Below are 20,660 nucleotides of genomic sequence, written 5' to 3' on the forward strand. Positions count from 1 at the left end.
TTAGTGAGCCCATCGGGATGGGCCATTGGCCCCGGACAGGTCGGCCGGCGCAGAATGCCGGTCATGCATACCCACGACCTCGCCGAATGGCGGCATGACCATGTCTTCGATACCGGCAACGTGGCCGGCGAGCGCAGCACGAGGGCGGTGATGTGGATCACCGCCGCGATGATGCTGGTCGAGATCGTCGCGGGCTGGTTCTACAACTCCATGGCGCTGCTGGCCGACGGCCTGCACATGAGCAGCCATGCCGTCGCCATCGGCCTGAGTGCCTTTGCCTATGCTGCGGCACGCCGCCATGCGCGTGACCCGCGCTACGCCTTCGGCACCTGGAAGATCGAGGTGCTTGGCGGCTTCGCGAGCGCGGTGTTCCTGCTCGTGGTCGTCGCGCTGATGGTGTACGGCTCGGTCGAGCGCCTGTTCCGGCCCGAGCCCATCCACTACCCCGAGGCCATGGCCATCGCGGTGCTGGGCCTGCTCGTCAACCTGGGCTGCGCGTTCATCCTCGGTAACGCCCATCACCATGACCATGATCACGGCCACCACCATGGACATGGACACGACCATGGCCATCATCACGACCTCAATCTGAAGTCGGCCTACCTGCACGTCATCGCCGACGCCGCCACATCGGTGGCCGCCATCGCCGCGCTGGCGGGTGGCTGGTGGTTGGGCTGGGCCTGGCTGGACCCGGTCATGGGCATCGTCGGCGCCGTCGTCGTGGCCGTCTGGGCCAAGGGCTTGATCGCCGAGACGGCCAAGGTGCTGCTGGACCGCGAGATGGACCACCCCGTCGTCGACGAAATCCGCGAGGTCGTCGCCGAGCGCGGCGCGGCGGGCGAGGCGTTGATCGCCGACCTGCACGTCTGGCGCGTGGGTCGTGCCACCTACGCCTGTGCGCTGAGCGTGGTCACCCACGACGCCCATCTCACGCCAGGCCAGGTGCGCGAGTGGCTGGCCGTGCACGAGGAGATCGTGCACGTGACCGTCGAGATCAATCGGTGCGCAACGGCCTGAGCGCCTGGCCGGCTGAACGGGCTTGGACGGGTAGCTCTAGGCGCGGCAGCTGTCGGAGGGCTTGACACCTAGGCACGCAGCGGGTGAATTGTGGATCGCAAGTTGTTGATTTAAAAAGAGAAGATGATCATGGCATCGGTTTTGCGTCTCGCCATGCATCTCTGACTTCTGCGATCAACATGTCCAAGTTGCTCTCCCTCATCACCGCCGCCGTAGCGGCCCTGCCGCTGGCACTGCAGGCCGCGCCCATCACGTTGACGGGCACGATCCGGGACTTCAACGCCTGGGGCAGCACCTACAACGGTGTCGCCGGCCATGTCGATTTCGAGAACTCGCTGTCGTCGGCTCAAGGCATCGTCCAGAGTACGCTGGGGCCTGACGGCAAGCCGGTGCTGTCGAGCAATCATCCGAGCGTGAGTAGCGCCGCGTCGTTCTATCAGTGGTATCACGACGACCCGACCGTCAACCGTACTGGCAGCATCACCATCACGCTGGACCAGATCACGCCGACCACCTACCAGTTCAGCAGCAACGCCTTCTTCCCCATCGACGGGCAGCTGCTGGGCCAGGACAACTACGGCGGACACAACTTCGGCTTCACGACCGAGTTCCACACCGCGTTTACCTATAAGGCCTCCAACAACGACACCTTCGCCTTCAGCGGCGATGACGACGTGTGGGTGTTCATCAACGGCATCCTCGCTATCGACCTTGGCGGCGTGCATGGCGCGATCGGCGGCAGTGTTGACCTGAACGCCATGGCCGCGACGCTGGGCCTCACCGACGGCGGCAACTACACGCTGGACGTGTTCCAGGCCGAGCGCCACACCACCGGTTCCAATTTCACGATGACGACGTCGCTGAAACTCGCTTCCATCGATCCCAATACGGTGCCGGAGCCCGCGTCGCTGGCCTTGGCGGCCGGCGCGCTGCTTGCAGCCGGCTTCGCGCGCCGCCGCCGCGCCTGAGATTTTTCGCCCAGCAAGACGGCCACCTTTGGGTGGCCGTCTGTCTTTTGCGCCACCATCGAGGTCGCACTGCTGCGATGCATGAGTTACCCCACCCGCAGCGGGGTGAGCTGTGCCTGCTGGCCCGGTGCCCGCCCCGCTCATGTCTTGAGTCTCTGACATGCCTGCCATCAAGCCCTCCCACGCCGAGATCGAGCTGCGCAATGGCTGCAGCCGCTGGCTCAGCGGCCATCGGCCGGCGCGCTCCATGCGCGAGTCCCTGCTCGCGCTGGCCGCACTGCCCGAGGCCGCGCAGCCGCCGGACGTCTACGGCGACGGAGCGGTGCTGCAGGCGCTGGAGGCTGATGTTGCCGCGCTGCTGGGCAAGCCCGCCGCGAGCTTCTTCCACAAGGGCGTGGCGGCTCAGCTCGCCGCGCTGCGCGTGTGGTGCGGCAACGGCAGCGCCGGCACCGTGGCCCTGCATCCGCAAAGCCACATCGCCATTGACGAGGCCGGTGCACTGGAGGCGCTGATGGGCCTGCGCGGCCTGCCGGTCGGCGCGGTGGACGCACCGTTCACGGTCGCCGACCTCGTGGCTCTGCCCGAGAGGCCCGCGGTGGTCGTGGTCGAGCTGCCGCTGCGCCGTGGCGGCTTTCGGCTGCCAGCGTGGGATGAGCTCGCCGCCATCGGCGCCTGGTGCCGTGGCAACGGCGTGAAGCTGCACATCGACGGCGCGCGACTGTGGGAGTCTGCTCCGCACTTCGGACGCACGCTGGCTGACATCGCTGCGCTGGCGGACTCGGTCTACGTGTCCTTCTACAAGGGCCTGGGCGGCCTGGCGGGCAGCATGCTCGCGGGGCCACAGGCCATGATCGACGACCTAGCACCGTGGAAGACGCGGCTGGCCGGCAATGTGTTCACGCTGCATCCCTTCGTACTGTCTGCCCGCGACGGCTTGCGCCGCCGGTTGCCGGAGATGGCGGCCAACCGCGAGCGCGCCCAGGCGCTGGCTGCCCGGCTCGCCGCAGAGCCTGGCTGGCGCGTCTCGCCAGAGGTGCCGCAGGTCAATTCATTCCAGCTGCACCTGCCGGCTGATCCGGCAGCGCTGCGCGAGGCGATGCTGGAGACGGCGCGCCGCGATGGCTTCTGGCTCGGCGCGAGGGCCGTCGCATCGCACCTGCTGGACGGTGGCGCGATGGTGGAGATCGTCATTGGCGATGCAGCCCGGGACTGGGTCGACGCCGATGCGCTGGCCGTCTGGCGGGCTGCCGTGGCGTTGGCGCGGCGCTGAACGCGGCGGCTTGTCAGCTTCCGCGTAAGCCCGTGGATCTAAGCTGGTTGCAGTCGTTTGCAGTCCAGGAACACCCATGACCCGCACCAGCCCCTACCAGATCGGCCTCGACAAGAACGCCGCCAACCATGTGCCGCTGTCGCCGCTGAGCTTCCTCGGCCGTGCCGCGGCGGTCTTCCCGGAGCGTGTCGCGCTCATCCACGGTGAGCTGCGCCAGACCTGGCGCGAGACAGAGGCTCGCTGTCGCCGCCTGGCCAGCGCGCTGGCCCGCCACGGTGTCGGGCCCGGAGTGACGGTGGCCGCCATGCTGCCAAATACACCTGCCATGTTCGAGGCGCACTACGGCGTGCCCATGGCCGGCGGCGTGCTGAACACGCTGAACACGCGGCTGGATGCGGAGGCCATCGCCTTCATGCTGGAGCATGGCGAGGCCCGTGTGTTGCTGGTGGATCCCGAGTTCGCCACCGTTGTTGGCCGCGCGCTGCAGGCGGTGGAGCCGCGTCACCGGCCGCTGGTCATCGACGTGCTGGACAGCGGCGCGCCCGAGGCGCCGCGCCTGGGCGCGCTGACGTATGAGGAACTGCTGGCCGAGGGCGACCCGGGGGCTCCCTGGCAGCTGCCGGCCGACGAATGGGACGCCATCGCGCTGAACTACACCTCGGGCACCACGGGCAACCCCAAGGGGGTGGTCACCCACCACCGCGGCGCCTACCTGAACGCCGCCAACAACGTCATCGCCTGGCAATTGCCCGACCATCCGGTCTACCTGTGGACGCTGCCCATGTTCCACTGCAACGGCTGGTGCTTTCCGTGGACCATGGCCTTGGTGGGCGGCACCAGTGTGTGCCTGCGCCGCGTTGACGCGGCGCAGGTGTGGCAGCTCATCCACGAGCACGGCGTCACGCACCTGTGCGGCGCGCCCATCGTCTACGGCATGCTCATCAATGCGCCGGCTGAGGTGCGCGGCTCGCTCAACCGTGTCGTGCGCGGGCTGATCGCCGGCGCTCCGCCGCCGGCCGCCGTCATCGAGGGCTGCGAGGCCGCGGGCCTTGCCATCACGCATGTCTACGGCCTCACGGAGGTTTACGGCCCCGCGGCGGTATGCGTGCAGCAGGAGCATTGGACCAGCCTCCCTCCTGCCGAGCGCGCACGGCTCAACGGCCGCCAGGGTGTCAGTTACCCCCTGCAGGAGGCCGTCACGGTACTGGACCCCGACACCTTGCAGCCCGTGCCCGCTGATGGCGAGACCATGGGCGAGATCTGCTTCCGCGGCAACGTGGTCATGAAGGGATACCTGAAGAATTCGCTGGCCACCGAGGAGGCATTCGCCGGTGGCTGGTTCCACACCGGTGACCTTGCCGTGGTGCAGCACGACGGCTACATCAAGATCAAGGACCGCAGCAAGGACGTCATCATTTCCGGCGGCGAGAACATCAGCTCCGTCGAGGTGGAGGACGTGCTGCACCGCCACCCGGCCGTGATGCTGGCCTCGGTGGTGGCGTTGCCGGATGGGAAATGGGGCGAGGTGCCCTGCGCCTACGTCGAGCTCAAGCCCGGCGCCAGCGCGAGCGAGGCCGAGATCATCGAGTTCTGCCGCAGCCAGCTCGCGCGCTTCAAGTGCCCGAAGCGCGTGGTGTTCGCCGAACTGCCCAAGACCTCGACGGGCAAGATCCAGAAGTTCGTGCTGCGCGAGCGCGCCAAGTCGGCCAGCGCCATCGAGTGATGGCGCCGGCCCCTGGGGCTCAGCGGCCCGCGGGAGCGGGGCGGGGGCCGCCCAGGTGGCGGAAGGTGATGCGGCCCTTGCTCAGGTCGTAGGGCGACATCTCCAGCGACACGTTGTCGCCGGCCAGGATGCGGATGTGATGCTTGCGCATCTTGCCGCCGGTGTAGGCGATGACCTTGTGGCCGTTCGTCAGCGTCACGCGGAAACGCGAGTCGGGCAGGATTTCGTCCACGACGCCCTGCATTTCGATCAGTTCTTCCTTGGCCAAGTGTGGGACTCCGTTGCAAAGATTAGGCGAGTGGCCGGGCACGAGGCCCTGCCGGCGTGATTTACGGCCCTGGACAGTGCGCGCAGCTCAATGGCAGCGCGCCCAGGCAAGGCCTTCCGCCCGGGCATAGCGCAAGGCCGCCTGCGGGCTGAGGAACTGCGGCGTGAAACGCATGACGCGATCCACGCTCGCCATGCCGCGACCGGAGCGGATCGACACCAGGGCATCGAAACCACCGCCATCGCGCGGCTGGGTCATGGGCGAGACCAGGAAGCGTCCCACCTCGAAGTTCTTTTTCTTCTTCATGTTGTTTTTCTTGTTGTCTGCGGCGCCGGTCTTTGCCGGCTGCAGCCGTTGGGGCGCAGGGCGCCCAGGGCACGCTTAGCGCGTGCAGCGAACCCTCCACCGGCTCACGCCGTGCGGGGACAGAAACACTCAAGAACACTCACCGGGAGTTGGCTGAAGCGAGCCGCTCGCGAGAAGGGGCCAGGGGGTGGCCAGCGGGGCTGCAGATAAGACCTTGAGGAAACGGTCTTGCGCGAATCTATGGGGGCTAGTCTACCAGCCGTGTCAACCCCCCCTTGCTGGCAGGTCTCTAGGCCCCCGCAGCGAGGGCATTCAGCCGTAGGCGTACCAGAGCGCCGCGAAGAAGTGGCACACACTGCCGCCCAGCACGAACAGATGCCAGACGAAGTGGGCGTAGCGAAGCTTGTTGTCCAGCAGGAAGACTACCGCGCCCAGCGTGTAGCTCAGGCCGCCCGCAACCAGCAGTGCCAGCCCGGCCGCGGGCATGCGTTCCACCAGGGGCCCGATGGCGAATACCACTACCCAGCCCATGGCCAGGTAAAGCAGTGTCGACACGATGGGGTGGCGCAACCGGTTCAGCAGCTTGATCGTCACGCCGAACGCCGCCGCGGCCCAGACGGCGACCAGCAGCGTCACGCCCGGCCCCGTGTGCAGCACGCCCAGCGTGAACGGCGTGTAGCTGCCGGCGATGAAGACGTAGATGGCGGCGTGATCCAGCCGCATCAGCCAGGCCTTCACGCGGCCGTTGGCCAGCGAGGCCGGCAGCGCGTGGTACAGCGCCGAGATGCCGTACAGCAGGATCGCGGTTGCCGCGAAGATGGCCGCGGCGGCCACGTCCGCCACGCGGCCATGGTTCATGGCCTGGATCACCAGGATGGGCAGGGCCGCCACGGCCAGCAGTGCGCCCAGGCCGTGGCTGACGGCGTTGGCGATTTCTTCACCCAGGGTCTGGGGGCGGTCGGCGGGGGGACGGGCGCGTGGCATGGCGACGAATGCTGCGTGGGAAAGCACAAGCATGCCAGTTTCGCCGGGCGCAGCCGATCCGTTGGCCCTGCTGTCGGACCCGCTGGCACAGCAAGCTTGACCTGTCGCAGCAGTTCTTGATGGGTATCAGATCAGCGGCAAACGATCCTTGGGTTGTCTGAGGCGCATGCGGCCCCGTGGAAATGATCCAAGAGTGGATCGAACCCAACGGGCTCGCGAGCGCCGCGCTCGCCGGGGCCGCTACCGGTCGCAGCGGGTGGCGCTGACGCATGGGTTCTTCGGCTCTGCAAGATTCCATTTTCCGCATGCCGGCTTGTCAGCAAGTGATGCCGGCTGTTGCAGGCGGCGCAGCCGCCCTTCTCAATTTCATCGCGGTGAGCTCGACCGGGTGTTGGTGGCCTTGGGAACGAGGCGGTGGGTCTGGCGAAGGCAGCACGCTGCCGCCCCGCTCCTGTGCGCTGTCTGTCAGAAGAACACGATCCCCCCCAGCGCCACGCCGTTCATCCTGGCCTGTTCGCCCGCGACCGGTTTGGACGTCGTCCGGCTCAGCTCTCCCACCAGCGTGATGCTCTTGGTCAGCCCGTAGTACAGCCCGGCCGTCACGTTGGTGTTGCTGCGCAGGTCGTTGGCCGCACCGTCCTTCAGCCGGCTCTCGCCCCAGTTCAGCCCCAGTTTGGTCTTGGCCGTGGCCTGCCAGGTGGCTTGCAGCAGCAGGTTGGTCTGCTTGCGGTCGCCGCTGTCGCCGTCGGACAGCACGCCCAGGCCCTTGCCGCTCTGCACATTGGCCGCAAATCCCAATGCGCCGGCCGTGACGCTGCCGCCGACCTCAACGCCGTTCATCGTGAAGCCTGAGTTGGCGGGGCCCTCGAACTTCTGGCTCTTCAGGCCCAGCCACACCTTGCCGCCGTTGAAGGCAACCGAGGCCTGGGCCTGCAGCTGGGGCGAGCTTCGACCGGTGAAGTTGGTGCCGCTGGCGTCCACCGGGCTCATCAGCGCTACCGTGGCGCTGAAGCCGCCGCTGGTGGGCAGGCTGTAGGCAAGCTGACCGTAGGTGCCCAGATAGGTGTAGCCGGAGCCAATGTGACCCAGCGTGACGCGGTTGCGCTGCGTGGCGCTGACGGGGGCGCCTGCGCCAATCAGCGTCATGTCGCCCAGGATGGCGGGGGCACCGAAGAGGCCGTAGTCACGGCCCAGCTTGAGGGTGCCCATGTCGGCATTGCCGAAAGTGAAGAAGCCCTGGCGCACGTCGACGTTGCTGTTGTTGGAGATGGCGTCGCCGGACGCGACGGCGGCGCCGATCATCAGCGTGGCGCCGATGTCGAAACCCTCCTGGCGCGTCTTTGCCGTGGTGGTGAGGGCGTTGGGCAGCAGGCCGTTGCCGATGACGGTGCGGCCCGTGGTTCCGCCGCAACCCAGTGCTTGGCTGGCGAGGGCCAGGCCGCCGACGGCCTGGGAGCCGCTGCAGCTGGTGTGGGTGTAGTAGGCGTTGACGATGCCGCTGAGGCCGATGTCCCATTCACCGGCCTTGAAGTCGGCGGCGTGGACGCTGCCGGCGGCGAGTGCGGCGGCGATGAACAGCGAGTGGCGTTGAGGGGTGTGCATGGTGTTGTCTCCAGTGTGTGATGTGGCCGCAGCCCCTCGCGCAAGGGCTGTGCCAGTACCGACCTGGAGCGGCAGCGCCGCGCGGCCGCTGCGGGGCGGCGCAGGCGTGACACCCGTGCGTGCCGTGGTGACACGCCGCTACGGGTCTTGCCGGACGCCGGCCGTTGCATGGCCCGCGTGCCGCGGTGCGCCGCGCTGAAGCGCGGCTGTGGCAGCGCGCAGCAGCGCCCCAGGGCTAACCCAGGCGCAACACCGGGGGAGTCAGAAGCTGTACTTCAAGCCCACCGACACGCTGCGCGGCGCGCCCGGTGCGAAGAAGGTGGCGTGGCGCAGTGGCCGGTCGCCGCTGGCATTGGCCGGGAAGGGCCGGCTCTGGAAGTTGCCGGCATCGTCGAAGCCCGTCGGGCCCAGTTGGGCGGCGGTGGCGTAGCTGCGGTCCAGCAAGTTGTTGACCTGTGCGAACAGTTTCAACCCCCTGGTCGGCCGCCACGCCGCGTTGACGTTGAGCACGGCGTAGCCGGCGCTGCGGCCGGGGCCGAGGTAGTAGATGCCGTCGGGCCGGTGCTGGCCGTTCTCGTTGCCGCGCGCCAGCGCGCCACCGACGGCCACGGCGTCGGCGCCCAGAGACCAGGCGTCGGCCAGGTCGAGGTCAGCGTAGAGCTTGAGCATGCGACGCGGCAGCAGGGGGATGCGGTCGCCGGGGCTGATCTGCAGGTTGCCGTCCACGCCGCGCTGGCCGGCCAGCGCCGCGTCGTTGGCGCTACTGGATGAGCCGTTGACGATCTCGGCCGTGCGATAGGTGGCGTCCAGCAGCGTCAGGTTGGCGCCGGCCGTCAACCCCTTGGCGGGCTGGCCGCTCACGCCCAGTTCCACGCCCTGGCGACGCGTCTTGCCGAAGTTCTTGAAATAGCCGAAACCGGCCGCGTTGTCGGCAACGAAGAGCAGGTCGTCGCGGTTGTCGGAGCGGAAGACGCCCAGGCTCCAGGCCAGCGGCGCGCCGCTGGCGCTGCGCACGCCCGCTTCCATCGTCGTGGTGACGACTTGCTTTAGCGGCGGGTCGCCGGCAAAGGCGTTGGGCAGCTTGCAGGGGTTGGCGGGGTCAGCGCAGCCAAGCTCGATGGCGGAGGGGTCGCGGCTGCCCTGGTTCACGCCGGCCCAGGCGTTGATGCCGGCCACTGGCGAAAAGGTCAGGCCGATGGCCGGGTTGAGGCGGCTGAAGCGGTGGTCGCCGTCCAGCGATCCGGGGCCGGCGCCAGGTGTGATGGCGTCGCGGTTGCGCACCGTGCCGTGGTTGTAGCGGCCGGACAGCGTCACGTGGGCGCCGTCGGCGACGTTGAGAACCGTGCTGGCGAACAGACTGAGGTTACGCGTGCGGCCACTGAGGTCCACGCGCGTGTCGTAGGGGGCACCGTCCACATCGCCACCCGTCACGCCGTCGCCGAAGGCGCCGACGCCGGTGATGCTGCGGTCGGCGTTCAGGTAGCCCAGTTCGGAGCCTTGCAGGAAGTGGCTGCGGCTGAAGTCGGCCGCGGCCCCGATGAGGGACTTGGCTGGCAGACCGAACAGCGGGCCGTCGTAGCCGAGCTGGGCGGTGACGCCGTAGTGGCTCTGGTGGGTGCGGGTCTGGTTGATGACGCCGTTGCACTTCTCGCCCGGTTCATCGCGCAGCAGGGCCTGGGCGATGCAGCGCCATTTCGGGAACGCCGTGTTGTCTGCGCTTTCACCGGCGGTGGGGAAGCCGCTGTAGCCGGCGGCAGTCAGCGCAGCGCGCTCGGCGGCGCTGGGCTGGTAGAGGGACTGGTCCAGCGCGTCGTCGTTGAGGTCACCGTTGTATGTGCGGGTACGGATGTGGCGCGCGTAGGCGTTGCCGCTGAGCGTCCACTGGGAGCTGAGCGCATGCGACAGCGCGAAGTTGAGGAAGGCAGAGCGGTTTTTCGTGATGTCGGGTTTGGTGTAGACGCTTGCGCGGTCACGCTCCAGGAAGCGTTGCTCTTGCAGGCCGTTTCCGTGCAGCTTCGTATCGGCGAGTGCGGCGGTCAGCGAGACATCGCCGTCGCTGCTGCGGCGGCCAAGCTTGGCGAACAGTTGCGATACGTCGGACGGCGAGTCGACGCGCCAGCCGTTCTCGTGGAAGCGGTTGCCGGTGGCGTACCAGTGCAGGCCTTCGGCCGTGCTGCCGCCATGCTCGAACTCGACGGCAGCGCGACCGTGCGAGCCGGCCGTCGCCTGCAGCGACGTGCCGGTCTGCTTCAGGCCGTCCTTGGTCTGCACCGCCAGCGCACCGCCCAGCGTGTTGAGGCCGAACAGCGGATTGGAGCCGGGGTTGAGCACGATGGACGCGATGGCGGCCTTGGGTATCAGGTCCCAGCTCACCACGTCGCCAAAGGGCTGGTTCAAGCGCACACCGTCCATGTACAGCGACAGGCCCTGCTGGGTACCCAGCAGCGGCGAGGCGGTGTAGCCGCGGAAACTGACGTCTGGCTGCAGGGGGTTGCCCTGTACCTCATTGAGATGGACGCTGCCCAGGCGCCGGTTCATGAAGGCGCTCAGGTCTAGAGCCTGGCTGCGCTCCAGATCGGCGGCGCGTGATGTCTGCACGTTGGCGGGGATGGCGTCGCGCGGTACATCCACCCCGGGGATGGGCGAGACGCCGACAACCTCGACGCGTGTGAGCTGTTGCACTTGCGACTGTGCGGCAGTTGCCGCCAGCACGAGAGCTGCTGCGAGTGCGAGCCGGTGCGGGCGTGGGTTGGGCTGGTACATGGTTGTCTCCGTTTTTAAGAATCGATGCGGTGCTGCAAGTGATTCTTCGGAGCGAGCGGTTTTGGGGCTCGGGAAGATTTCCCGTCACGGCCCCCGAGGAACTACCGCGTCATGCGCCACGCTGGAGCACTCAGCGGATCACCACCCCCCAGGGGAGCTTGCCCACGGTCACGTCGGCCACACGCTGCTGTGTCTCGGTGTCGATGACCGACACCGCGCCCGAGCGGCCGCAGGCTACGTAGAGCTTGCGGCCGTCGGGCGTGAGGGCCATGTTCCAGGGGCGCTGGCCCACGGGGATGGTGGCCACGAGGGCCATGCGTTCCACGTCCAGTACTGACACGCTGGCGTCGCCGCCGTTGGAGATGAAGACGCGCCGGCCATCCGGATGCACGCTGATGCCGTTGCTCTTGGCGCCGGCCTTGAGCTTGTTGGACACCGTGAAGGTCTGCGTGTTGATGACGTAGATCTCGCTGGACATCTCGGCCGCGACGAATGCGCGGCTGCCATCCGGCGAGAAGCCGATGCCGCGCGGCCGCGTGCCCACCGGGATCTGCGCGACTTGGCTGCGCTTCTCGACGTCGATTACATCCACCGCGCTGCCCTCCTCGGCACTGACCAGCACCCAGCGCCCATCGGGGCTGAACACGGCGTGCTCGGGATTCTTGCCGCGCACCTTGACTGCGAAGCTCTTGCTCATCGTGCGTGTGTCGACGAAGACCACTTCGTTGGCCTCTTCGACGGCTGCAGTCACCCAGCGTCCGTCGGGTGATTGGCCCAGCCCCTCCGGCGATTCGCCCAGCGGGATCTCGCCGGCCTGGCGCCGCGCGGCGAGGTCGATGACGACGAGGCGGTTGCCGGGCTGGTCGCTGACATAGGCGCGGCGGCCATCGGGACTGACCACCGCGCCGCGCGGCTTGGCGCCAGCGGGCAGCTCATAGAGCACGGCGTCGGTTTCCGTGTCGATGACGCTCAGCGTGCCCGAGCCCTCGTTGGAGACATAGGCCAACGGTCCGGCATGAGCCGAGGCAATGGCAGCGGCGAGGAGGGTGAGCGAGGGCAGCAGTCGGTGCATGGTGATGGTCCTCAGAAGCGGTAGCTGGCGTTGGCGCTGGCCAGCCAGCCGTGGCCGGGTGCGGGCTCGAAGAAGCGGCCGTTGCCGTCGTTGACAATGACGGAGCCGGCGTAGCGGCGGTTGGCCAGGTTGTCCAAGCGCAGCAGTGCGCCGACGTCCCAGGCGCCCAGACTGAGCTGGTAGCTGGCGTACGCCGCCAGCGTGGCGTAGCCCGGCGCCGCGTCGGTGTTCAGGTCGTTGACCCAGACCTTGCTGAGCGCGCGGCCCTCGACCCCGAGGCGCCAACCGCCAGCCGGCTGCCAGGACAGTGCCCCGTACAGCGAAGTCTTCGCTATACCGGGAATGTGGTTGTCGGCGGCGACAGGGCTGGAGGCGGCGGCGCAGGGCGTGGCGGTGCAGGTCAGAAAGCCGTCGCGATAGCGCGCGTCCAGCCAGGTCGCGGCGAGCTGCGCCTGCAGCGTGGGCGCGATCTGCCATGAGCCCGACGCTTCCAGGCCGCGGCGGCGCGTGGCGCCGGCGTTCTGGTAGGTGGCGCGACCGCCCACGTTGGTCTGCGTGACGATCTCGTTCGTCGTGCCGGTCTGGAACAGCGCCAACGCGAACTCGATGCCGTCCCGCGGCCTGGCCTTGAGACCCATCTCGACGCTGCGGCTGAGCGAAGCCTGCAGCGCAAAGTTCAGCCCGGTGGCGCCGCTGGCGCGGTAGGCCAGCTCGTTCAGGGTGGGCGTCTCGAATCCGCGGCCTGCGGTGATGTAGGCGCGCAGGTGCTCGTCCACCGCGTAGCTCAGGCCGAACACCGGCAGCGTGGCCGAGTAGCTTGCGCTGCCGCTGTCGTCGGGGTTGGTCCGGGTGATGTAGGCGTCGGTGGAGCGGAAGTCCACCTTGCTGCGGCGCATGCCGGCGCTTACCAGCCAGGCGGGCGCGGGCTGCCACTGGGCCTGAATGTAGGGGTCGGCGTTGCTGACGCGATTGGTCTCGTCGCGGCGCAAGGCTCCCTGCACGCCCAGTGTCGTGCCGATGAAGTTCTGGTAGCCCAACCGGTGTTCGCGAAGCTCGTCGGCCGCGATGCCGGCGACGACATTGGCGGTGGTGCTCTTCCAGCGCCAGCGGATGTCGGCACCCTCGTAGTCGCGGGATAGATCGATGACGCCACCGGGATGCAGTGCGCTGGCCTGGGTTGCGACCGGGATGGCCTGAAACTGTGTCGTCGTGCGGTGGCCCTGGTAGACCATGACGCGCAGGCTATTGGCCTCGTCGATGCCGTGCTCCAGCACCAGCCCGCCTTGGGTCTGCTGCATGGTCTTGCGGGTGTCGAAGCTGATCGCCGCGGGGTCCACGCCGCGCGGAGCGGCCTGCCATTGCGCACGTGTCAGGCCCAGCGGGTCCTGGGCCTCGGGCAGCTCGACGCTGTTGGCCACCAGGGTCAGTTGCGTGTCGCCGCCAAGTTTCCAGCTCAGCTTCGCGTTGCCCAGGCGGCGTTCGGTCTGGCTGTGCTGGCGGTAGCCGTCGGTCTCGAAACGGCTGGCACCCAGCGTGTAGGCGAAGCCGCCGGTCTTGCCGCTGCTGGAGGCGGCCAGGCGGCGCAGGCCATCGCTGCCGAAGGCGGCGCTGGCGTCCAGCTTCGGTGGGCCGACTGGGGCTTCGGAGTAGATGCTGATGACGCCGCCAGACGAGTTGCCGTACAGCGCAGAGAACGGCCCGCGCAATACCTCCACGCGGCCTACGGTGCCGATCTCGACGTTGGTGATCTGGCCCTGGCCATCGGGCAGCGTGGCAGGGATGTCGTCCACGTAGACGCGCACGCCGCGGATGCCGAAGCTGGCGCGCGCGCCGAAGCCACGCACGGAGATCTGTACATCCTGTGCGTAGTTCTGGCGGTCGCGCGCGAGCAGCCCCGGCACGCCGCCCAGCCCCTCGGAGATGTTGACCTGGGCACGGCCGGCGCGCAGCTCGTCGCCGGATATGCGGTCGATGGATGCGGGTAGGTCGAAGGGGGCCGCCTCGGTGCGCGTTGCGGTGACGACGACGGGCTCCAGCTTGACGGGGGCGGGGTCGGCGTGGGCCGCTGCGGCGCCGGCTGTCGCCAGTGCGAGGGCCGTCCGTCGCGCCACGGGCGCGAACTGCTGTCTCATGAAAGGTCTCCGATGGTGTCTGGTCGCGGCCGCTCAAGCCGGGCGCCAGGCCACCTTGTACTTGGCAAAGATCTCGCCCACGCGGCCGGACTGCGTCAGGCCATTCAGCGCCTCTTGCAGCGCCTCGGCGAGGCCGGTGGCATCGCGCTTCACGGCCATGCCAGCGGCCCAGCCCTCGCGCGGCGCGCGCGGCGACGGGAGCGGCTCAATGCGGTAGGCCGCATCGCCCGCAAGCACCGCCTCCAGCTCCGACGCCAGGCCGGCCGCTGCGGCCACCTCGCCGCGCTGCAGCGCTCGGGCGGCCTCGCAGCCGTCCTTCCACTGCGTCAGCAGTTGCTCGCGATAGGCGCCGCCATCCGCGCCGATCATCAGCCAGCCTGCCAGCGTCTGGCCGGGCACTGCCACCTTGCGCGCGCCGAGCTGGGACAGGTTGTCCAGCACCGGCAGATCGTCGACGCGGCGTGCCAGCATCACACGCTCCCTGTAATAGGGGCCGAAGATGCGGGCCTGAGGCGTGGCGTCGATGAGCGGGCGGTCCACCGGTACGTGCATCAGCACGTCGGCGGGGCCGTAACCGAGGTAGTGACCCTTCCAGACCATGTTGCGCAGGTCGTCGGCCATGTTCTCGTCGGCATTGAAGGGCAATGGCGAGAACTTGACACCGATCGCTTCTGCCAGTGCCTGGCCCAGTTCCACGTCGATGCCCTTGCCCTTGACGTTGAAAGGTGGCATGTCCTCGTACAGGCCCACGATGAGCCGGCCGCGCTCACGCACCTGGGCCAGCGTGGTGGCGCCCGCCTGCGTGCCCCAGGCGGTCGCGACCAGGCCCCAGCCGAGCAGGGTCCTGCGCTTCACAGCGGCTTCTCCCGGTGCGCTTCGAGGTAGGACTTGACGGCCCAGATCGCCTCTTGCGTGAACACGCCTTCAAAGGGCGGCATGTAGACGGCGCCGTTGCGGCTGCGGCCATGACGCACGGTGTTCAGGAAGTAGTCGTCGTTGTCCTTCACGCAGGCGGCCTTCTTCGCCTCGTCTTTGAGCGTGGCGCAGTCGTTGTCCAGCTTGCGCAGGTCAGGCGCGATGCCGCCGGAGATGGCCTCCAGGCCGTGGCAGCGGGCGCAGTTCTGGTTGTAGGCCGAGGAACCGATCTTGATGGCAGCGTCATTGGCCCGGTAAGGGTTCTCTGCGCGCCAGCCTTCGCCGAGCTGCGGCAGGCTGGAGGTATCCACGGCCTGGGGGGTGACGTCGCCGTGCGCCCAGGCCTGCATTGCCGCCGCGGCCGCGGCCAGGCACAGGATGCCGCCGATGACGAGGGGTTGGTTGAGTTTCATGAAGCTGTCTCCGTCGTTGTCGAGGTCTGAATGGCCAGCGAGGGCTCGCCAAGCTTGCTGCAAGCCACATGCCAGCACCGGATTGCTCCAACTTGACACAATGTCCAGCCCGAGGCGTTCCTGCGTCGATGGACAGGCGAATCGCTTTGGGACACGATGCCCTCCAGACACGACACGAGCGCGGCAATGACCGCGCGCATCACGGAGACAAGCCTGTGGAGGCAGGCAAAGGAAGCCTCTATGCCTACCGAAACCTCAGCGCCGGCAGGACCGGCGCCGCTTGCGCCACCGCGTCAGGCCTTCATCGAGCGCAGCCACCAGCGCAGCGAAGCACTGGGCCTGAAACGCCATGAGAAGAGCGGTTTTGACCCCTTGATCCGTAGCGACCTCAACCTCGCGCGGGAACGCAATCAGCGCCTGTACACGCACGCGGCGCCGGTGATGCAGCTGCTCTACGAGCAGATCGTCAACACCGAAAGCATGATCGTGCTGACCGACGCCCAGGGCACCATCCTGCACGCCGTGGGAGATGACGGCTTCCTGGCGCGTGCCCACCGTGTGGCGCTGGCGCCCGGTGAGAACTGGGCCGAGCACTCCAAGGGCACCAATGCCATCGGCACGGCGCTGTTCGAGGAGACTGCCACGCTGATCCATGGCGGCGAGCACTTCATGCACGCCAACAACTTCCTGACTTGCTCTGCTTCGCCCATCTTTGACCCGCGCGGCAACATGCTGGGGGTGCTGGATGTGACCGGCGATCACCGCGGATACCACCAGCACACCATGGGCCTGGTGCGCATGTCGGCGCGCATGATTGAGAACCACTGGCTCTCGGACGACTACAACAGCCGCCTGCGCCTTCACTTCCACAGCCGGCCCGAGTTCATCGGTACGCTTTTGGAGGGCATCCTGGTCGTCTCGCCCGAAGGCCGGTTGCTGGGTGCCAACCGTGCGGCGCTGGATCAGCTCGGCATGAGCGGTGCCGAGCTGCGCTCGCGCAGCCTCTCCAGCCTGCTGGGCACGACGCCCGCGGCGATCTATGACCACTTCCGCATGCCGCTGTCGCCACCCATGCAGCTGTGCCTGCCGACCGGCCAGAGCCTGTTCGTCAGCGCGCGCTTCGACTGGCCGTCCCGGCCGGTGGTGGCCGGCCTGCATACGGCGGACGTGGAGACGGCCCAGGTGCGCGAGGCGGCGCCGGCCGCCGTGGCCGCCGATGCGGCGTCGCCCGTGCCTGCCGTGCCGGGTGCGGAGGCCGGTGGCGCTCAGCGCTTCTCCGGGCTGCAGTACCTGCGCACCGGCGACGCGCAGCTAGAGACCGTCATCCAGAAGGTACGCCGCGTGCTGGACCGCGGTATCCCGCTGCTCATCCTCGGCGAGACCGGCACCGGCAAGGAGCTGCTGGCCCGCGCGGTGCACCACGACTCCAACCGCTCGCGCCAGCCCTTCGTGGCGGTGAACTGCGCGTCCATTCCCGAGAGCCTCATCGAAGCAGAGCTGTTCGGCTACGAGGAGGGCGCCTTCACCGGCGCGCGGCGCAAGGGCGCGCCTGGGCGGCTGGTACAGGCCAACGGCGGCACGCTGTTCCTCGACGAGATCGGCGATATGCCGCTGGCCCTGCAGGCCCGCCTGCTGCGCGCGCTGCAGGAGCGCAGCGTGACGCCGCTGGGCAGCACAAAGTCCATCGCAGTGGATATCGCCGTCATCGGCGCTACCCACAGGAACCTGCGCGAGATGATCGAGCAGCAGACATTCCGCGAGGACCTCTACTACCGCCTCAACGGCCTGGCGCTGCGCCTGCCGGCGCTGCGCGAGCGCAGCGACCTTGAGGCCATCGTTCGCCGCATTCTGCAGGCCGAGCGCCCGCAGGACACGCCCGAGCTGAGTCCGCAGGTGCTGGGCATGTTCCGTCGCTACCAGTGGCCAGGCAACATCCGCCAGCTCGCCAACGTGCTGCGTACGGCGGCCGTCATGTCCGCCGGTGAGCGGCTTGTGACGACGGCGCACCTGTCAGACGACTTCCTCGAGGACATCCAGCGCATCGTCGGTGGCGTGATGCCGCTGCCCACGTCCGTCGCGCCTACGCCTGCCCCGGTCTGGCCCCCCTGCGAGATGCCTCCAGTGCTGCCGGCGCCGCAGCCTGCATTTGCGACGGCCGAGCCCGCGATGGCGCGTACGCTGGAGCAGGCCGAGGTCGACATGATCCGCGCCACGCTGGATGCGGTGGGGGGCAACATCTCGCTGGCCTCCAAGCAGCTGGGCATCAGCCGCAACACCATCTACCGCAAGCTGCGCTGGAACGCTCCTGCGGGTGAGTGAAGCTCCGGGGCGGCAAGCCTTGCCGACCGTTGTTGCCGGGCCTCACTGCAGGCCCGGGACTTTCCCGGAGGTGTGCGTGCCGTGGCCTGTGCCGATCTGGAGCAAAACCCCCGATTGACGGTGGCTTTACGCAAGGCACGCGTCTTGCACGGGTCGGTGCATCGACCTGACTCCCTGCTCCCATGTCCCGAATTCCCTTGTGGGGCCGCCCATGAAGCTCCGCGTGCTCGGCTCCGGCGCGGGTGGCGGCTTCCCGCTGTGGAACTGCCATTGCCGTCAGTGCAGCGCCTGGCGTCGAGGCGAGCTCGATGCGAGCGCGCGCACGCAGAGTTCCATCGCCATCTCGCAGGATGGCCGGCCCGGAGAGGGCTGGTTGCTGATCAACGCGTCGCCCGACCTGCTGCAGCAGATCCGCGCCACCCCGGAGCTGCAGCCCGGCCAGCCTGGCGACATGCCCATCCGCGCGGTGGTGCTGCTCGACTCGCGGTTGCACCATGTCGCAGGGCTGCTGAGCCTGCGCGAGAGCCGCGAGCTGGAGGTCTATGCGACGCCGCTCGTGTTCGAGGACCTGACGGCGGAACTGCCGCTCCTGAATGTGCTGGAGAGCTACTGCCGCGTGCGTTGGCGCATGCTGCCTATTGCCGGCGATACGCGTAGCGCGGCTTTCGAGATTCCGGGCTTCCCGGCGCTGAGCTTCGCCGCCGTGGCGGTGCCGGCGCAGGCGCCGCGGCATGCGCGGCTGCGCAGCGAGGCCGCCGGCGAATGCATCGCCCTGCAGGTTCAGGACCTGCGCAGCGGACGGCGCCTGTTCCTGTCGCCTGCGCTAGCCGGCGTGGGCGAGGCTGAGCTGGCCTGGATGCGCGAGGCCGACTGCGTCGTTGTCGACGGCACGTTCTGGACTGAGCTGGGCCTGCGCGACGCCGGCCTGGGATCGCTGAGCGCCAGCGACAAGGGCCACCTGCCGCAGAGCCGCCACGGCGAGCGCCTGGGAATGATCGACGTGCTGCGCGCCAGCGGCGCGCCGCGCAAGGTCCTCACCCACATCCACCACAGCAACCCCATCCTCGACCGCCGCGGCCCCCAGCGCCGTGAACTGGCGGAACAAGGCATCGAGGTTGCGCACGACGGCATGGAGATCGAACTTTGAACGCGCCGACCCTCGCCCGCTCCACCTCCTACAACCGCCCCATCGAGCCGCTGTGGCTGGAATGGCTGACCCTGTGCGGAGGGCTGGCCTTCTGTACCTGGCTGCTGGGCCTCAAGGGCGTCTGGGCATTGCTGCTCGGCGCTGATCCCACGGGGCTGACCCTGGTCATCATCGTGGTCTTCCTGTGCGCCACGCTGTGGTGCGGCCAGCGCTCGCGCGAGCTGCAGCGCCAGCGGCTGTTGCTGACCCAACCCCAGCAGGCCCGTGTCGGCGAGGCCAACTGGGCTGGCGACTACCGGGCCGCGCTGGCACATGATGCCGATACTGCCGCGGACCTGCTGCTGGAGCACAGCCATGGCCCGCACGGCACGGCCTGGTGGGTCAACGGCATCCAGCTCAAGCTGGGGCTGCTGGGCAAGGTCATTGGCTTCTCAATGCTGGCGCTGACCATAGGCAAGATGCAGAGCTTCGATCCGGCGCAGTCGCAGGATCTGCTGCGCAGTCTGACCGCAGGCCTGGGCGTGGCGTTGCTGACCACGATGGTGGGGCTGGTGGGCAACATCCTGCTCGGCCTGCAGCTCACACGGCTCGACCGTTTCGCCGATGCGCTCGTGGCTGACATCCAGCGCACCGCCCTCGCCGAGCACGGAGCCGACTGACATGGCCCGCACGCGCCGCCGCGGATCGCGGGAAGCGGAGGTCGATCCCTTCTACGACATGCTGTTCAACCTGCTGATCGGCTTCGTCTTCTGCTTCATCGTCGCGCTGCTTGCGATGAATCCGCGCGCCACCAAGGCTGGTGACGTGCCGTCCAAGGCTGAATACCTGATCAATGTCTCCTGGCCCGACAACAGCCCTGATGACATCGACACCTGGGTGCAGGACCCTGGCGGCAACCTGGTCTGGTTCCGCCAGCGCGAGGCTGGGTTGATGTACCTGGACCGTGACGACCGTGGCGAGGGCAACGCCTCCACCATCATCAACGGCCAGAAGATCCAGAGTCCCTTCCGCCAGGAAGTGGTGACGATCCGCGGCATCGTGCCCGGCGAGCACGTCGTCAACGCGCAGTACTACCAGTCCCACGACGGCCAGCCGGTGCCGGTGACCGTGTCGGTCATCAAGGTGAACCCCCGCGCCGACGTCGTCTTCCACGGCACGGTCAAGCTCGCCCGCCAGGGCGACGAGGCCACCGCCGTGCGCTTCACGCTGCTGCCCGACGGCAGTGTCGTCAACGTCAACACCCTGCCCAAGAGCCTGATGCAAAGACCATGACCCTGCCCATCATCCTGAGCTTCACCGCGCTGCTGCTGTTGTGCACACTTGCCCTGCTGCAATCCCGCTGGCCGACCTGGCTGCGCGGCCTGCTGGTGGTCGGTGTGAGCTGCTTCTACTTCTACGCCGAGACCGCCATCCACACACTCTGGGGATGGCCCAGCGGTGACCCGCTGCCCGAGCGCTTCGTGTTGCTGGCCGCCGTCATCGAGGAGCCCAGCTCCAAGCGTGAGGGAGCGCTCTACGTGTGGGTCAATGCGGTGGAGGGCGGCAAGCCTGCCGCCCAGCCCCGCGCCTTCCAGCTGCCCTACAGCAAGGACCTGCACGGCCTGCTGAACGAGGGCCTGAAGAAGGTGCGCAACGGCATCAGCCAGCTTGGCACGGCCGAGGCCAAACCACGCAAGGGCCTGGCCTGGTTGCGCCCGGGCAGCGACGAGCAGCAGGTCAAGCTGCGCGACATGCCGCTGCCGCAGTTGCCGGAGAAGTGAC

Annotated in this window: 18 protein-coding genes; 9 read left to right on the plus strand and 9 right to left on the minus strand. The window is 68.2% G+C overall.

Annotated elements, in window-relative coordinates; genetic code table 11:
- Window positions 1–63 precede the first annotated feature (63 nt).
- From dmeF to QM732_RS24960, 4 genes are all read left to right on the plus strand, one after another.
- Window positions 64–1,017 carry a CDF family Co(II)/Ni(II) efflux transporter DmeF gene (gene dmeF / locus QM732_RS24945; protein WP_415658780.1) on the plus strand — a complete coding sequence of 318 codons (954 nt, stop codon included), beginning with the start codon at window positions 64–66 and terminating at the stop codon, window positions 1,015–1,017.
- A 179-nt stretch (window positions 1,018–1,196) separates the two neighbouring features.
- Window positions 1,197–1,985 carry a fibro-slime domain-containing protein gene (locus tag QM732_RS24950; RefSeq protein ID WP_415658781.1) on the plus strand — a complete coding sequence of 263 codons (789 nt, stop codon included), beginning with the start codon at window positions 1,197–1,199 and terminating at the stop codon, window positions 1,983–1,985.
- A 160-nt stretch (window positions 1,986–2,145) separates the two neighbouring features.
- Complete coding sequence (locus QM732_RS24955) at window positions 2,146–3,255, plus strand: threonine aldolase family protein (RefSeq protein ID WP_415658782.1); 1,110 nt, start codon at window positions 2,146–2,148, stop codon at window positions 3,253–3,255.
- A 76-nt stretch (window positions 3,256–3,331) separates the two neighbouring features.
- On the plus strand, window positions 3,332–4,978 hold the full coding sequence (locus tag QM732_RS24960; RefSeq protein ID WP_415658783.1) for an acyl-CoA synthetase: 1,647 nt from the start codon (window positions 3,332–3,334) through the stop codon (window positions 4,976–4,978).
- A 19-nt stretch (window positions 4,979–4,997) separates the two neighbouring features.
- Here QM732_RS24960 and infA read toward each other — a convergent pair whose 3' ends face one another.
- The 9 genes from infA to pedF form a co-directional block, all read right to left on the minus strand.
- A complete protein-coding gene (infA, locus tag QM732_RS24965; protein WP_415658784.1) occupies window positions 4,998–5,246 on the minus strand; it encodes a translation initiation factor IF-1 in 249 nt (82 codons plus the stop codon).
- An 87-nt stretch (window positions 5,247–5,333) separates the two neighbouring features.
- A complete protein-coding gene (locus QM732_RS24970) occupies window positions 5,334–5,552 on the minus strand; it encodes a hypothetical protein (protein WP_415658785.1) in 219 nt (72 codons plus the stop codon).
- A 312-nt stretch (window positions 5,553–5,864) separates the two neighbouring features.
- Window positions 5,865–6,536 carry a PAQR family membrane homeostasis protein TrhA gene (gene trhA, locus QM732_RS24975; RefSeq protein ID WP_415658786.1) on the minus strand — a complete coding sequence of 224 codons (672 nt, stop codon included), beginning with the start codon at window positions 6,534–6,536 and terminating at the stop codon, window positions 5,865–5,867.
- 465 nt (window positions 6,537–7,001) lie between these two features.
- Window positions 7,002–8,138: a porin gene (locus QM732_RS24980; protein ID WP_415658787.1), complete on the minus strand. Its 1,137-nt coding sequence runs from the start codon at window positions 8,136–8,138 to the stop codon at window positions 7,002–7,004.
- Between the two features lie 261 nt (window positions 8,139–8,399).
- A complete protein-coding gene (locus QM732_RS24985; RefSeq protein WP_415658788.1) occupies window positions 8,400–10,901 on the minus strand; it encodes a TonB-dependent receptor in 2,502 nt (833 codons plus the stop codon).
- Window positions 10,902–11,031: 130 nt separating this feature from the next.
- Window positions 11,032–11,973 carry a beta-propeller fold lactonase family protein gene (locus tag QM732_RS24990; RefSeq protein WP_415658789.1) on the minus strand — a complete coding sequence of 314 codons (942 nt, stop codon included), beginning with the start codon at window positions 11,971–11,973 and terminating at the stop codon, window positions 11,032–11,034.
- 11 nt (window positions 11,974–11,984) lie between these two features.
- Window positions 11,985–14,105 (minus strand): TonB-dependent receptor family protein, encoded by a 2,121-nt coding sequence (locus QM732_RS24995; protein WP_415658790.1) that lies wholly within the window; start codon window positions 14,103–14,105, stop codon window positions 11,985–11,987.
- 33 nt (window positions 14,106–14,138) lie between these two features.
- On the minus strand, window positions 14,139–14,960 hold the full coding sequence (locus tag QM732_RS25000) for a substrate-binding periplasmic protein (protein ID WP_415658791.1): 822 nt from the start codon (window positions 14,958–14,960) through the stop codon (window positions 14,139–14,141).
- On the minus strand, window positions 14,957–15,433 hold the full coding sequence (gene pedF, locus QM732_RS25005; RefSeq protein WP_415658792.1) for a cytochrome c-550 PedF: 477 nt from the start codon (window positions 15,431–15,433) through the stop codon (window positions 14,957–14,959). The genes QM732_RS25000 and pedF overlap by 4 nt, the downstream gene beginning before the upstream one ends.
- 240 nt (window positions 15,434–15,673) lie before the next feature.
- Here pedF and QM732_RS25010 point away from each other — a divergent pair, with 240 nt between their 5' ends.
- The 5 genes from QM732_RS25010 to QM732_RS25030 all read left to right on the plus strand — a co-directional run bounded on the left by QM732_RS25010 (window position 15,674) and on the right by QM732_RS25030 (window position 20,659).
- Window positions 15,674–17,752, plus strand: coding sequence for a sigma-54-dependent Fis family transcriptional regulator (locus QM732_RS25010; RefSeq protein WP_415658793.1), 2,079 nt, complete (start codon window positions 15,674–15,676; stop codon window positions 17,750–17,752).
- 211 nt (window positions 17,753–17,963) lie between these two features.
- Entirely contained in the window at window positions 17,964–18,899 is a 936-nt protein-coding gene (gene pqqB, locus QM732_RS25015; RefSeq protein ID WP_415658794.1) for a pyrroloquinoline quinone biosynthesis protein PqqB, read from the plus strand.
- Window positions 18,896–19,558, plus strand: coding sequence for a hypothetical protein (locus QM732_RS25020; RefSeq protein WP_415658795.1), 663 nt, complete (start codon window positions 18,896–18,898; stop codon window positions 19,556–19,558). The genes pqqB and QM732_RS25020 overlap by 4 nt, the downstream gene beginning before the upstream one ends.
- A 1-nt stretch (window position 19,559) precedes the next feature.
- A complete protein-coding gene (locus tag QM732_RS25025) occupies window positions 19,560–20,171 on the plus strand; it encodes a hypothetical protein (RefSeq protein ID WP_331177767.1) in 612 nt (203 codons plus the stop codon).
- The gene (locus QM732_RS25030; protein WP_415658796.1) at window positions 20,168–20,659 is read left to right on the plus strand and encodes a hypothetical protein; all 492 of its coding nucleotides are present in this window, start codon (window positions 20,168–20,170) and stop codon (window positions 20,657–20,659) included. Before QM732_RS25025 ends, QM732_RS25030 begins: the two co-directional genes overlap by 4 nt.
- The last annotated feature ends 1 nt before the right edge of the window (window position 20,660 follow it).

It is taken from the genome of Roseateles sp., assembly GCF_047654805.1.
Taxonomy (GTDB): domain Bacteria; phylum Pseudomonadota; class Gammaproteobacteria; order Burkholderiales; family Burkholderiaceae_C; genus Pelomonas.

What these genes read in the sequence shown, in the direction of transcription:
- trhA (WP_415658786.1), bottom strand. Translation starts at nt 6,536, where the DNA reads ATGCCACGCGCCCGTCCCCCCGCCGACCGCCCCCAGACCCTGGGTGAA.
- QM732_RS24990 (WP_415658789.1), bottom strand. Translation starts at nt 11,973, where the DNA reads ATGCACCGACTGCTGCCCTCGCTCACCCTCCTCGCCGCTGCCATTGCC.
- QM732_RS24955 (WP_415658782.1), top strand. Translation starts at nt 2,146, where the DNA reads ATGCCTGCCATCAAGCCCTCCCACGCCGAGATCGAGCTGCGCAATGGC.
- QM732_RS24970 (WP_415658785.1), bottom strand. Translation starts at nt 5,552, where the DNA reads ATGAAGAAGAAAAAGAACTTCGAGGTGGGACGCTTCCTGGTCTCGCCC.
- QM732_RS24980 (WP_415658787.1), bottom strand. Translation starts at nt 8,138, where the DNA reads ATGCACACCCCTCAACGCCACTCGCTGTTCATCGCCGCCGCACTCGCC.
- QM732_RS24960 (WP_415658783.1), top strand. Translation starts at nt 3,332, where the DNA reads ATGACCCGCACCAGCCCCTACCAGATCGGCCTCGACAAGAACGCCGCC.
- pqqB (WP_415658794.1), top strand. Translation starts at nt 17,964, where the DNA reads ATGAAGCTCCGCGTGCTCGGCTCCGGCGCGGGTGGCGGCTTCCCGCTG.
- QM732_RS24950 (WP_415658781.1), top strand. Translation starts at nt 1,197, where the DNA reads ATGTCCAAGTTGCTCTCCCTCATCACCGCCGCCGTAGCGGCCCTGCCG.
- QM732_RS24985 (WP_415658788.1), bottom strand. Translation starts at nt 10,901, where the DNA reads ATGTACCAGCCCAACCCACGCCCGCACCGGCTCGCACTCGCAGCAGCT.
- pedF (WP_415658792.1), bottom strand. Translation starts at nt 15,433, where the DNA reads ATGAAACTCAACCAACCCCTCGTCATCGGCGGCATCCTGTGCCTGGCC.
- QM732_RS25025 (WP_331177767.1), top strand. Translation starts at nt 19,560, where the DNA reads ATGGCCCGCACGCGCCGCCGCGGATCGCGGGAAGCGGAGGTCGATCCC.
- QM732_RS25010 (WP_415658793.1), top strand. Translation starts at nt 15,674, where the DNA reads ATGCCTACCGAAACCTCAGCGCCGGCAGGACCGGCGCCGCTTGCGCCA.
- QM732_RS24995 (WP_415658790.1), bottom strand. Translation starts at nt 14,105, where the DNA reads ATGAGACAGCAGTTCGCGCCCGTGGCGCGACGGACGGCCCTCGCACTG.
- QM732_RS25030 (WP_415658796.1), top strand. Translation starts at nt 20,168, where the DNA reads ATGACCCTGCCCATCATCCTGAGCTTCACCGCGCTGCTGCTGTTGTGC.
- dmeF (WP_415658780.1), top strand. Translation starts at nt 64, where the DNA reads ATGCATACCCACGACCTCGCCGAATGGCGGCATGACCATGTCTTCGAT.